Consider the following 13,708-nt stretch of genomic DNA (forward strand, 5'->3'; position numbering starts at 1 on the left):
TTATAATATTTGCATCATGATTTGCTTTTTACAGTCTATTCATCCATGGCAATCTTATATAAAAAATGGTCAAATGAATCACGTATAAAAGTATGGATTCTTAAGTAGATTCATATAAAATAATTGCAAACAACATATTGACTTTATTGTGTTTTTTATATACTATACGATGTTTATGGGGTACCAGTTGTGCATACGCTTTATAGACAAGCTCTGCAATATCAAGTTGCTTCGGCTAAAGATGATTTTGTGTCTGAGAACGCAGGCCGTACATGGAGACTGAACAGCGAAGATGTACGGGCTTGCTGCGCACATCTTGTTGATGAAATGTATAAATTTTAAAATAATAAGGGTGGAGGATATGATCAAAAATGATAAGAAATACCGTTAGTTAGTCGTTGGTGGTACAGGAATATTGGCGCCCTTTTGCCGGTCATGAGGGCTGAACAACGTGATTATCGCAGCGCGTTTTCGTTCTCATCAATCCAAAATTGAGTTATTTCAGACAAGGGCTAAATGTATATTTTGGAGATTATTATAAGCCATAGGCACAATTTTTAAAAGGGGTACCACTATGGACGGGCTTGAAATATTGCATATTATGGGGGGCATTCGCCTGCACATGCATTTTCGTGTAGATTGAGATTGAGCGGTTGGCCTTCTTACCGAAGCCTCTGCGTATTGTTCATGTTTTTGGTTCTAATGCAGAGGATAAAATAATCTCTGGATGTGCGCATCATAATAAGATTGATCCCACATCTGTAAAATTAGGTCGGAAAAGGCTATCATATGGCCGGCGGTGGTCAATGAGAAAAGTGTTTATGATCATGTGATTTGTGAGAGCCGTATTGAGAAAGAGTTTGCGCAAAATCTCGATAATGACTCTGATGTAAGATTGTTTTTTAAACTGCCAAGAAGTTTTAAAATAACCATTCCCATTGGTTCTTATACGTCTGATTGGGCGGTTTTTTTAGAGAGGGATGGCGAACAAAAGCTTTATTTTGTACTGGAAACAAAAGGAACGAATAGCGATTTTGATTTGCGCCTTAAAGAAATGCTGAAGATTAAATGCGGCAAGGCGCATTTTACCGCCCTTGAGACTGGTGTGGTGTTTAACGAGGCACTGGTGATGAGTTGGCGCGATTCTAAGCGGGGGGGGGATGGTGGTAGAGAGAGTGGGGGCTGTGGTAGGAGTGGGCGGCACGAATGACGCTGTCTTTAGTTGTGTACCACCAAGCTAATTTTGTGCTTTGCGAAATTCGCCAAGGCTTTTGGACGTACCGCGTTTACCGCATAATAAAATCTTATGAATATCATGCAGAAGGCGCGCGCAGAAGGGGGTGATTACGTGACTAGCTTCCCAATGCCGTAATTAAGTACAGCTACATAATGAGATAGCTCTTCAATATCATCAGTTGCACTGATACTTTTTCTTTATTTTCAAACAATAATAGGTCAGATGGTAACGATTATGTCCTTTCTATCTAAGAAAAGAGTAGCACTGCTTGCGTATATGCACGAGTAAAAGTCAATCAACATTGGTCTGAGGTAAAAACCGTCAATTATTTCTAATACACCTAAGGATTTCATAGCTTGCTCTAACGGTTTATATAAAGCCGCCCTTTTAAAAGGTGGATTGGGTGGAAAATTTATTGGGATATAGGCTTTATGAATCTCTCGAACTAAGCTTTCTACTATGCAGGTTCTAAGGCGTGATTGCATATATGGTCGCATCTGTTGCTGCATTGTGTAGGCAGAGATCCTAAATGAGGAAAGGAGGGATGCTCTTTTAATTACAAAGGAAGAATACGGCGCGTAAGTGAAGCAAAATGTATTTTGAGGAGCAGTAAAGGGGTGAGGTATTTGATGTCCAGCGAGTGATGGATGGAGTATAAGGGGGTATTGCTAGGGCGGAGTTTTTAGTTAAGAATCGCGCTCCGTACGCTATAAGCTCTCTGCATCCTTCATATAGGCGTTGGATCATCGCCCAATGCAACGTAAAGGGGCTGTTTTGTCTTTAGCGTTTGTTTGGCTGCTTCTATAGCGCCGCTGGCTCTATCAGCCATTATGGTGATAATTTTCTCGTCCAAAGAATAGATCAATTGATTGCGTAATAGGGTATGTGTGCCTTTTTCGACCGTGTCTTTTTTTAAAAGCAGCTGTTACCTCGTGGCAGGGTTGGGGGTGTCTATATGATCAGCCTGCCAAAGAAATGGAAGCGTTATCGCGATAGCTACCAATAGTAGTCCAGCGATAAAGGTGGCAGCAAACTGCAATGATATAAAAGAACCAAGGACGCCGACCAAAAAGCTTCCGACCGGCGTTCCAGCATAGCCTATCACCCGAAAAACAGAATTAGCTCGCCCGAGAAGTTGCTTTGGTGTGAGGCGCTGCCTGAAGGCGGTAACACCAATAAACCATAAGCTTGCTCCAACGCCAGCAATAAAGGTGACGCCCCATACGACGACAGCACTTTTTGAAAAGGCTGGAATCAGCAGCAAGACAACCGTTCCTAAACCGTCAGTGAGAACAGCTAGGCGCACCGGTGCATAGCGTATACGCGGCGCAAATAGGGCTCCTGCCATTGTTCCAAGCGCGTAGGCTGCAAACATCACGCCATATTGGCTGCTATGTAGGCCCAGATACCGACTGTCGGTAACGAAGAAGATGAATGAGGTTAGGAATGCTCCAAATACCACCGATAGAAAGAATGTGAGTAATGTAAGGGAGGTAAGATGCCGATTTGAAAAAATGAAACGAAAGCCGGCAATGATATAACGGAAAGTGATGTTTTCTTTATCAGGTGTTGGCGATGTCGGAACAGCATGGCGAGCGGTAAAAATCAATGCGATAAAAAGCACGATTAACAGGCCGAGAAATAGCAGTGTGCTATGCGCTAAAATGCTGCTTGTTATGACAGGGGCAAGAAAATAGGAGACCCCGAAATCTAAAAACAAGACAATAGAGTAGAAGGTCATCAATCGCTCTCCCTCCATGATAAGTGGTGGAATCGTCATTATATAAGCTTCGGCAGAAACGACGATGAATCCAGCAATGGTTGCATAGAAGAAAATTTGTTCGGCTGGAGCAATCTGTATCATAAGTAGTATGAACAGGACAATATGCAGTAGCATGAAGATGAGGAGAGCTGTGGTAGCAAGTTTTATTTTGTCGCAGCGATCAAGTAAAGCGCCTGCAAGGATGCCGAAAATTGGCCACGCTAATGAAAAGAGACCTTGCGCCCAACTTACTCCGACTACGCCATATCCAGATTGTCTTGCTAATAGCGGGATGGCAGTGCGCAAAGCACCGCTGAGTAAGGCGAGAAGACTAACGGTTAGGCAAAAATAGCGTATGTTCTTGTTGGAAAAAAGCGTGAACATTCTGTTCTCCTTAAGATGCCACACAGGTTTCCACTGTTCCATCAAGTACGGCGGTTGTATTCAGCATGTTTGAGACATAGCCGTCCAAGATATTCCTATCTGCCTGAGGTAGAAGAAAATACATAAGGTTGGAATACCATTGCCAACCACGCTGAGTCAGCTGGAGATTGTTATCACTTTCTGCGATGAGACCTGCACCTATGAGCTGTTGTAGGTTATTGTATACGAAAGAGGGGAGTGCGGTCCAGTCAATTCTTTCTTTTTTGGCATAACCGTTATAAGGTAGCCTCATACACAAAGCCTTGGAGGCTTGTTGCTCTGCTGATACCCAATTGTAGTATACTTTGGATTTGCCTTTAAGTTGTATGTCGGTAATGTATCCGCTTCGACTGGGATTGGCTCGTGTGACGAGTGAGCCGAGAATCGACATTGCTGACGCCCCGAAGCCAACCACATAATCGTCATGATAACCATGCAAATATTTGTGATAGCGGAAATAATTAGCTGAACTCGTTTTAGCGAGCGTTAGAGGAGTGTTATTGGCAATTTTGATATAGGAATGCCCATTACACGGCGCATAGCCGCAGCTGCGCATAACGATGTCGCTAAATAAGCGAAGCATCTGTCGATGCTGTAGGCTGGATGGCTTTAGCCCTTTTTGTGCGTAAGACTTATGCAGTTGCGACGTGATAGCCAGATTGTTAATTGCATAGAGGTTGATGGTTTCAGGGTGAAGCTCGCTGGCTTGCTTCAAATCGTATAATAGTTCTTCGGCTTGCTGGCTGTGCATGCCATATAGTAGGTCTAAACCGACATGTCCAATTATCTCTTGTGACCAAGCTACGGTATTGTTGATTTGTTCACGTGTTGAGGTGAGGTTAAACAATGATCGGAAACGCTCAATGAAACTCTGTATACCGAAACTGATCCGGTTAACGCCGATCTCACGGGCAGCATAAAGTTTATCACGTGTGACGCTCTTCGGTTCGCTTTCCAGTGTAAGCTCAGTTAAGGAAGAGAGCTCAAATTCGGCATGCAATACTTTTCCGATGTGGCGGATATTATCTGCAGACAAAAGCGACGGTGTGCCGCTCCCTATATAGATGCTGCGGATGGGCCCTCTAAGCGAGCGAATGAAATTTCCTTTGTTTCTGATCTCTGTGGTAAGCGCTGACATATAAGATTCGATTTGCTTAACGTGCTTGTAGGCCCCTTTCTGAAAGGGACAGAAGGAACAGATGGTTTCACAAAAGGGAATATGCAAATAAAGAGAAATAGTATGCGCTTGTGGAATCTGCTTACTGTGCGCTAGTTTATTAAAGTCTAGGTAATCGTAAAATTCATTTGAAATAGTGCGAAATAACGGATATGTGAAGTTGTAAATCAGCTTGAGTTGATCGAATTTCACAAAAGGATGATCCACGAGTTGCATAGCTTATCTCCCCCAATTTCTTAACGCGCACTATATTATTGACGGGCGACTGGTGATCCAATTATCCGAGTGTATTACCAAAGATTTTCACGGAACATAATGAATCCTCCTTTTGTAGAAGTTATATGTATTATACATATAACTCATTATATGAACAGATGAGCTTGTTTAAGAGGCAATGTAAAGATAAAAATATAAAAGAACTTTCTCTTGCAGCCTTATGGTCTGATATTGCAATTGGTATCCTGTTTTACGTGGTCGGGCTATGGATGCCTAGGGCGAGAAAAAGCAGGGTATTTTAATGGACGTGCGGGGCATCATTGTTATGTTGCTGGGACTTGGAATTTGCGTCTGGTTATGAGATATCATTAGCGCAAAAAGATGGTTTTAAAGGTAGAGATACATTTTTTAATATCCCTGTAAAACTTCGAGAAGAGATAGAGTTATCCTATTAGAAAACATATAAATATCCAGTGTGATAATATTATCGAATTACATGACATCATCACTCTTGCACGCCATTTTGATATACTACCTAAAATCTCATTGAGATTGTGCCATGTACTGGCAAACGGGGATAGATCGCGTTTTGGTATGACTGCGGCGGAGTTACGTGCCGCATTATCTTTGCTAGAATCCAATAGGATTAGGCTTAATGGGGCGCCTTTTCATGTGGGCTCTAATTTGAATTCGACTGAGTTAATAGTATCCACCTTAACTAAGGCTGGAAAGGATATTTACGCATTGAAGGATCAAAAAAGTTTTATCAGTTTAGGCGGGGATATCCGACTTCCACAGCGTTCTGCGATGCCATGACGATCAATGACGAATACCCTCGTAAAATTTATGAGGCATTATCACAATTGGGTTGTGGTTTACATAAGCTTACGGTAATTATTGAACCTAGGCGTGTTATATCTAAAGATTATGGTTATTTATTTTCAAATATTAGCTCTATAAAAGAGCAGAATGGTACGAACTTAATTACAATCTGGGCTCTGGGGATGTGTACTCAATCTGCACAGTATCACTAGGTCAGAAGTCAAAGTATGTGAAAGCAACTGATACAAAAAAAATTTACGATGGTGGAAGATCGACGATGAAGGACTTTAGTTCAAAGGAAATTGATATTATTGTGTTCTCATATCCTGATTTTTTGGCTTTTTAGATATAAATAACACATCTCCTAGTGGGCTGGAGACTATCAGATGTTGGATCCCGCATGGCGCAATTAGCAAAAATTCCTATCTATTGGATTTGGTATGCTCTACTGGATTCTCAGCTCTAAATATTGTGTGCGAAGAGCAATGTCAAGCGGTGGAAATTGATATAAGTGCAGAGTTTGTACCATCCGCTCAGAACAAGGTTGATAGCTCTATTATGCAGGCGATGGTTAAGTTTCATATTGGAAATGCTGAGCGTATGTCTTATCCTGAAAATACATTTACGCATATTACGGCGGGGTGAGTATTTGTAAGCACAGCTGTAAAGGCTATTCACCATCCTAGGGTGTTTACTTCTACGTGGATAACAATAGAGTTACAAAACTTGCTTCATATTAAAAGAAAAGTTTCTTTTCTTTTAATTAAGCATTGCTACAACCAAAAGGAAATTAAATATCTCGCCTTTATTATTCTCGCCAATGTTTGCTTATATATGATTATTTGAATCGGAATTAGGTTACGTACAATATGGTATTTCTCGCTGTTTTATATAAGGAGAAGGTTCGCACCGATGTATCGCGTGCAATATCAATTTTTTCACTATGATGATAGGATAGCTTTTTGAGCGCAAAGTTCTTTTACCTTGATGGATCTTATAGTATTCTTCAAAAATATCAGTTGATAATTTTTTTTCGTGTCGTTTATGCATGGGCTGATACAATAAGAATAGGACTTGATTGTTTTTAAAGTTGGTATGTTATGGATGTAAAAAATGGTAAACAAACGAAAAGTAAGAATTTTAAACCTGTTTCTCGTTTTCTCAAAAGTTTACGTGGTGTGCACAATTGGGAACAAGTTTCACAATGGCTTGCTTTCCGTAAGGTAGAGGATATTGAATGTATTACGCCTGATCAAGCAGGGGTACCACGGGGCAAGATGATGCTTTCTAAAAAATTTACATCGGAAACATCATTGGCATTGCCTTCAGCAGTTTTTATGGCAACAATTTCAGGGGATTATCCGGAAGATGGTCATGGTTTTGAATATCCTAAAGCAGATGGTGATTTACGCCTTGAGCCTGATCTTTCTACGTTAAGCATTGTTCCATGGGAAGATGCTCCTACGGCACAGGTGATTTGTGATCTTGTGTATCAAAATGGTCAGGTTGTAGATTACACACCACGCAATGTTTTACGAACGGTGGTTCACTTTTACACAAAAATGGGTTTAAGCCCTGTTGTTTCACCAGAAATTGAGTTTTATTTGGTACAAAAAAATCCCGATCCTGATTATCCGTTAGTTCCACCGGTTGGTCGTTCTGGGCGTTCAATTGGTGGTGGACAGGGGTACTCCATTGCTGGTGTTAATGAATTTGATGATTTGATTGATGATATTTATCAATTTTCAGAGGCACAAGGATTGGAAATTGATACCCTCATTCATGAAGAAGGAGCAGGTCAGTTTGAAATTAATTTACGTCATGGTGATCCTATTGAGTTAGCGGATCAAGTTTTTATGTTTAAACGAACAATTCGTGAAGCAGCACTAAAACATAATATGTATGCAACTTTTATGGCAAAACCCATTCAAGGGCAGCCGGGTTCTGCTATGCATATTCACCAATCGGTTGTTGATAAGAAAACCGGTATGAATATTTTTACACAGGAAAATGGTGAAGAAAGTATCTGTTTTCGCCATTTTATTGGTGGATTGCAAAAACATATGCCAGGGGTACTTGTGATGCTTGCACCTTATGTGAATTCTTATCGACGTCTTGTCCCTGATAATTCGGCTCCTGTTAATTTGCGATGGGGATATGATAATCGTACTACAGCTTTTCGAGTTCCCCGTTCTGCTCCTCAAGCGCGACGTGTTGAGAATAGACTTCCTTCATCAGATGCGAATCCTTATTTAGCTCTTGCAGCTTCTTTAGCGTGTGGTCTTATTGGTTTGCAACAAAAAATTGAGCCGGATGAGCCAGCGACAAATAATGTAAACGCTGATAATATTGAGTTGCCGCGTGGACTCATTGAGGCAGTCAATTTGTTTGAACAAGATACAGTGATACGTGCTATTTTAGGGGATGTGTTTGTCAGTACTTATGCTGCAATCAAACGCCAAGAGTTTGAAACTTTTATGGAAGTAATCAGTCCGTGGGAGCGTGAATATCTCCTGCTGAATGTTTAAATTTTATGACGATGATTGATTATAATTCAATTTCTCCAGGAATTTCTTGGTATGAAGATGCTTTAAGAGAACGTCCATCGTATCCTTCTTTTTGTGAAAACAGACAGTGTGATGTGGTCATTATTGGAGGCGGATTTACGGGTCTTTCGGCTGCTTATCATTTAGCCAAGGCTGGAGTAGATGTTGTTTTATTTGAAGCATCACGTTTTGGTGATGGTGCTTCAGGGCGCAATGGTGGACAGCTGGGAACAGGGCAACGGCAATGGGTAGAAACATTAGAAAAAAAGTATGGTTTTGAGCGGAGTAAGGCTCTGTTTGATTTGGCAGAAGAAGCTAAAAGAGATATTTTAGCTTTATGCGCAATGCCTAATTGTCCGTGTGATTTGATAGGAGGACAGCTTTCTGTAACTCATAAAAGGCGTGAGCTTCTCTCTTATCAACGGCATATTGAGGCGATGCAGCGTTATGGCTATCACGCGCTTACTTTTATGGATAAGGCTGAAACATTTGAGCGACTTGGATCAACTTTTTATTGTGGTGGTATTTATGATGCGGATACCGGTCATATAAATCCCTTAAAATTGATTATTGGGTTGGCAAAAAGAGCACAAGATGCTGGTGCTAAGCTTTATGAGAAGTCACAAGTAACGACCATAAGGCGCAAGGGAGCACATTGGAAAGTAATAACAGAAAAAGGCAGTGTAACAGCAGAGCATGTTTTACTTGCAACAAATGGGTATAAACTTGGTCTGGAGCGTTTTATTGAGAAAAATATTGTTTCTATTCGCTCTTATATTGGAGCAACGGACCCATTACCAAAGCATAGTTCAATTCTTATAGGGGGGGAATCGGTTGATGATTCCCGTTTTATGGTTCGCTATTTTCGCAAAAGCATTGATAATCGTCTCTTATTTGGTGGTGTAGAAAGTTATGATAATAAGCATCCTCTAAATTTAGATGAACGTATAAAACGGCAAATTGTTGAAATTTATCCTCAATTACATTCTATCAATTTAAGCCATCGGTGGGGAGCAACGGTTGCCATCACAGTTGAACGCATGCCCTATGTTCGCCAACTTTTCTCAAGGATGACTTATTGTGGTGGTTATTCAGGGCATGGCGTTATGCTGGCTCCTTTCGTGGGAAAATTATACGCAGAATGGTTAACTGGAAAATATGAACGTTTTTCCTATTTCCAAGACTTAAAGATTTCATCTTTTCCGGGGGGACGCGTTTTGCGTTATCCGCTTATATTTTTAGCAATGCGTTGGTTTTCTTTATTGGATCGCCTTTAATGTAAACATTGCTTGAAATGAAGAAAATTAATGGCTTATTTAGTATCTGTCTGCTTTAATGATGAAAGCTTTTATAAGTGATATGGGATTTCATAATCGAATAGAAAAATAAACAAGTTCATGGTGCGTAAAATTATTCCAGTTTCTTCCTTTGATTGTATTGTTTTTGGTGGCAATGGTGATCTGGCGTTGCGCAAGCTTTTGCCGGCTTTGTATCATTGTCAGTGTGCTGGGCAATTCAGTGAGCCAACACGTATTATTGGGGTTTCGCGCACTTTCTTAAGTTGTGAAGAATATCAAAATTTTGTTCGCATTTCTTTAGAAAAACATATCCATCCAAAAGATCTCAATTCAACAGAACTCAATCGTTTTCTTGCACGTTTAAGCTATGTTTCTGTTGATGTTACCTCAAATCGAGGGTGGAAGGATTTAGCCCTCCTTCTGTCACAAGATTCAGCAGATATTCGAGCTTTTTATTTGGCTGTTGGTTCGTCACTTTTTGCTGATATTGCGATGAAGTTGGGAAAAAATAATTTGGTGACAGCACAAACACGGATTATCATTGAAAAACCAATTGGTTGCGATGTAAAAACAGCTATTTCACTTAATGATGTATTTGCAAGCGCCTTTAATGAAGAGCAGATCTTTCGCATTGATCATTATCTTGGGAAGGAAACTGTTCAAAATTTAATGGCATTGCGGTTTGTTAATACACTTTATGAACCGCTATGGAACTCCAATTATATTGATCATGTTCAAATAACCGTTGCTGAATCTTTAGGGTTAGAGGGGCGTACAGAATACTATGAAAGCACTGGTGCTCTACGCGATATGGTTCAAAACCATATGCTACAGTTACTTTGTTTGGTTGCGATGGAAATACCATTTACCAACAGTGCTAATGCTGTGCGCGATGAAAAACTTAAAGTTTTACATTCTTTAACACCGCTTGATGTCCATAATGTAGGGCAGCATACTGTACGTGGGCAGTATCTTTCTGGTCTATCAAATGGTATATCGGTAGAGTCTTATTTTGATGATCTAGGAAGAGTGAGTAAGAGTGAAACATTTGTAGCACTTAAGGTTAAGATTGATAACTGGCGTTGGGCTAATACGCCTTTTTATTTACGAACAGGTAAGCGCATGTTCACGCGAATGTCTGAAATTGTTGTGGTTTTTAAACCTATTCCTCATAATATTTTTAATGTGGATTTAGATGAAATTTTTTCTAATCGGCTTGTAATTCGTCTCCAACCTGATGAAGGTGTAAAACAATGGTTGATGATTAAGGATCCAAGTTATGGCGGTATGCGGTTTCGTCACATTCCATTAGACATGAGTTTTGCTTCCGCATTTTCTGAACGTAATCCTGATGCTTATGAACGTTTATTAATGGATGTTATTCGTGGAGATCAAACACTGTTTATGCGTCGTGATGAAGTTGAGGCTGCTTGGCGTTGGATTGATCCAATCATTGAGGGATGGGAAGCAATAAAACAGCCTGTTCACAGTTATAACGCTGGTTCGTGGGGTCCGTCTGCTTCGATGAGCCTCATGGAACGTGATGGACGTATATGGAACAATTTAGTTTAGAGCAATAAGTATGTATAGAATGAATATTGATCGTTTAGACTTTGAAACCCCTCAGACTTTAGCTTTGGCATTAGCAGATCGAGTAGCCGCAGAGCTTAGTGTATCTGTTCTTGAGCGCAAGAGAGCAGTTTTAGCGGTGTCTGGTGGTAAAACACCAGAATTGTTTTTTCATTATTTATCAAAAGCGGATATTGATTGGCAAAATATTATTATCACTTTGGTCGATGAACGTTTTGTTCCTACACACGAGGAACGTTCAAATGAACATATGGTACGGTGTCATTTGTTACAAAATTTTGCCGAAAAAGCACGTTTTGTAGGGCTTTATCATAAAACAATTACTGCTGAACTTGCTGCTTTTTCAGCGGCGAGTCGTGTTAATACTTTGCCTAAACCCTTTGATGTTGTTGTTTTAGGAATGGGGGAGGATGGACATACGGCATCTTTTTTTCCTGATGCTGATCGTTTAAAGCAAGCGCTTGATTTACGAACACAAGCACTTGTTTTACCCCTTCATGCTAAGAGTGCTGTTGAGCCAAGACTCTCACTAACTTTGCCAGTTATTATGCAATCTCGTTGTATTATTCTCCATTTCGAAGGTTTTCAGAAACGCGATTGTTTTGAAGAAGCTTGTCAAGACGGGTCTGAAATAGAAATGCCTATTCGGGCAATTCTGCGTAATTCCCCTCATCTCGTTCAGGTTTATTGGTCGCCTGCAGAAAATGAAATAAGTGAATCAAAATATGTGACACAAAGTGAATAAAACGTAATCTCTCTCAATGAATGAGGGGAAGAAACAATGAAAGGGGGAGAGAAATATGGCACTTTCCAAGACAATTGCCACAGTTACACGAAGAATTTATGAACGTTCTCGATCAACACGAGAAATTTACTTAGATCGTATTGCGAAAGCACAAGTTCATCGCCCCAAACGGAGTTTTTTAGGATGTGCCAATCAGGCTCATGGCTTTGCTGCTTGTGGTGCAATAGATAAAGAGCGTTTGAAGGGAAATATCGTTGGGAATATTGGTATTATCACGGCATATAACGATATACTTTCAGCACATCAACCTTTTGAAAAATTTCCTCACTTAATTAAAGAGTCGGCCCGTATGGTTGGTGGTGTTGCACAGGTTGCAGGTGGTGTTCCCGCGATGTGCGATGGTGTTACGCAGGGAAATGCGGGGATGGAGCTTTCCCTTTTTTCGCGTGAAGTAATTGCAATGGCAACAGCTATAAGCTTATCACACGATGTCTTTGATGCAGCATTGTATCTTGGGGTGTGTGATAAAATTGTGCCAGGTTTATTGATTGGTGCCCTAACATTTGGTCATTTACCAGGAATTTTTATAGCTGCTGGTCCTATGACAAGTGGTCAAGGTAATGATGAAAAAGCAAAGATACGTCAACTTTACGCGGAAAATAAAATAGATCGCCAAACACTTCTAGCATCGGAAGCACGTTCTTATCATGGGCCAGGAACATGTACATTTTATGGAACAGCTAACTCTAATCAGGTGATACTGGAGATGATGGGGCTTCATATGCCTGGAGCTTCTTTTATTAATGCGAATACACCGTTGCGTGATGCTTTAACAAAAGAAGCTACGAAACGTGTACTTGAAATGACAGATCTTGGTGATCATTATAGTCCACTTGGAATGATCATTGATGAGCGTTCTTTTGTGAATGCCATTGTAGGATTAAATGCAACAGGAGGTTCTACCAATCATGCGATTCATTTGATTGCTATGGCTGCTGTTTGCGGTATTAAATTGACATGGCATGATATTGCAGAAATTTCATCCGTTGTGCCTCTTTTAGCGCGCATTTATCCTAACGGTTTAGCAGATATTAATCATTTTTACGCTGCGGGGGGAATGGGATTTATTATTCGCGAGCTTATCGAGGCAGGTTTGGTACATGAAGATGTTTCTACGGTTTTTGGTAAAGATCTCAATGCTTATGCAATTGAAGCAAAGCTTTCTGCTGATGGTCATGTGGTGCGTGAAGCGGCTCTTAAGGAAAGTGGTGATCATAAGGTGTTAGCGGGGTGGAGAAAGCCATTTCAGCTTGATGGTGGTCTTCGTGTTTTATCAGGAGATTTGGGAACAGCTATTATAAAAGTTTCCTCTGTTAAACCAGAGTATTGGCAGATTAAAGCACCAGTCTTTGTTTTTAATGATCAAGAGGAACTACAAAAATCTTTTAAATCTGGAGTGTTGCATAATAAAGACTTTATCGCTGTCATTCGCTATCAAGGACCAAAAGCCAATGGTATGCCAGAGCTTCATAAATTAACAACCATTTTAGGCGTTTTACAAGATCGCGGTCAAAAGGTAGCATTGATAACCGATGGGCGTATGTCAGGAGCGTCAGGAAAAATTCCTGCTGCTCTCCATGTGACACCAGAAGCAGTGGATAATGGCCCCATTGCACGTTTGCAGGATGGTGATATTGTTTTTCTTGATGCTCATGAGGGTAAATTAACTCTTTTGGAGGATTTAGCAAAATTTAACGCGCGAAAAATCATACCTCCGGATCTTTCAAAAAACGAACATGGTGTTGGACGCGAACTTTTTCATGTTTTTCGTCAATCCGTTAATCGTGCAGATCAAGGGGCATCTGTTTTTATGACATGAAAAATGCAAAAAT

11 protein-coding genes are annotated in these 13,708 nt (G+C 40.5%); 9 read left to right on the forward strand and 2 right to left on the reverse strand.

Going from position 1 to position 13,708, the window contains the following annotated elements; genetic code table 11:
• Positions 1 to 189: 189 nt before the first annotated feature.
• Together ACFIK4_RS02680 and ACFIK4_RS02685 are read left to right on the forward strand one after the other, a co-directional pair.
• A complete protein-coding gene (locus tag ACFIK4_RS02680) occupies positions 190 to 342 on the forward strand; it encodes a hypothetical protein (RefSeq protein WP_375613550.1) in 153 nt (50 codons plus the stop codon).
• Between the two features lie 457 nt (positions 343 to 799).
• A complete protein-coding gene (locus tag ACFIK4_RS02685) occupies positions 800 to 1,210 on the forward strand; it encodes a hypothetical protein (protein ID WP_375674905.1) in 411 nt (136 codons plus the stop codon).
• Between the two features lie 952 nt (positions 1,211 to 2,162).
• On the opposite strand, the gene ACFIK4_RS02690 is transcribed toward ACFIK4_RS02685, so the two are convergent.
• Positions 2,163 to 3,383, reverse strand: a complete 1,221-nt coding sequence (locus ACFIK4_RS02690; RefSeq protein ID WP_375674907.1) for an MFS transporter — start codon at positions 3,381 to 3,383, stop codon at positions 2,163 to 2,165.
• Positions 3,384 to 3,393: 10 nt separating this feature from the next.
• Positions 3,394 to 4,815 (reverse strand): coproporphyrinogen-III oxidase family protein, encoded by a 1,422-nt coding sequence (locus ACFIK4_RS02695; RefSeq protein ID WP_375674909.1) that lies wholly within the window; start codon positions 4,813 to 4,815, stop codon positions 3,394 to 3,396.
• 468 nt (positions 4,816 to 5,283) lie between these two features.
• Between ACFIK4_RS02695 and ACFIK4_RS02700 the strand changes: the two genes are divergently transcribed.
• The 7 genes from ACFIK4_RS02700 to edd all read left to right on the forward strand — a co-directional run bounded on the left by ACFIK4_RS02700 (position 5,284) and on the right by edd (position 13,695).
• Positions 5,284 to 5,631 carry a hypothetical protein gene (locus ACFIK4_RS02700; protein ID WP_375668515.1) on the forward strand — a complete coding sequence of 116 codons (348 nt, stop codon included), beginning with the start codon at positions 5,284 to 5,286 and terminating at the stop codon, positions 5,629 to 5,631.
• 414 nt (positions 5,632 to 6,045) lie between these two features.
• Positions 6,046 to 6,282, forward strand: coding sequence for a class I SAM-dependent methyltransferase (locus tag ACFIK4_RS02705; protein WP_375668516.1), 237 nt, complete (start codon positions 6,046 to 6,048; stop codon positions 6,280 to 6,282).
• A gap of 455 nt (positions 6,283 to 6,737) precedes the next feature.
• Entirely contained in the window at positions 6,738 to 8,165 is a 1,428-nt protein-coding gene (locus tag ACFIK4_RS02710; protein WP_273790377.1) for a glutamine synthetase family protein, read from the forward strand.
• Positions 8,166 to 8,176: 11 nt separating this feature from the next.
• Entirely contained in the window at positions 8,177 to 9,460 is a 1,284-nt protein-coding gene (locus ACFIK4_RS02715; protein WP_375668517.1) for an NAD(P)/FAD-dependent oxidoreductase, read from the forward strand.
• A 120-nt stretch (positions 9,461 to 9,580) separates the two neighbouring features.
• Positions 9,581 to 11,053, forward strand: a complete 1,473-nt coding sequence (gene zwf, locus ACFIK4_RS02720; RefSeq protein WP_375616358.1) for a glucose-6-phosphate dehydrogenase — start codon at positions 9,581 to 9,583, stop codon at positions 11,051 to 11,053.
• A gap of 10 nt (positions 11,054 to 11,063) precedes the next feature.
• Positions 11,064 to 11,816: a 6-phosphogluconolactonase gene (gene pgl, locus ACFIK4_RS02725; RefSeq protein ID WP_375612071.1), complete on the forward strand. Its 753-nt coding sequence runs from the start codon at positions 11,064 to 11,066 to the stop codon at positions 11,814 to 11,816.
• A gap of 55 nt (positions 11,817 to 11,871) precedes the next feature.
• Positions 11,872 to 13,695 (forward strand): phosphogluconate dehydratase, encoded by a 1,824-nt coding sequence (gene edd / locus ACFIK4_RS02730; RefSeq protein WP_375638021.1) that lies wholly within the window; start codon positions 11,872 to 11,874, stop codon positions 13,693 to 13,695.
• Positions 13,696 to 13,708 lie beyond the last annotated feature (13 nt).

The sequence above is a fragment of the Bartonella sp. AP9QHHD genome (genome assembly GCF_042195625.1).
Lineage (GTDB): Bacteria > Pseudomonadota > Alphaproteobacteria > Rhizobiales > Rhizobiaceae > Bartonella.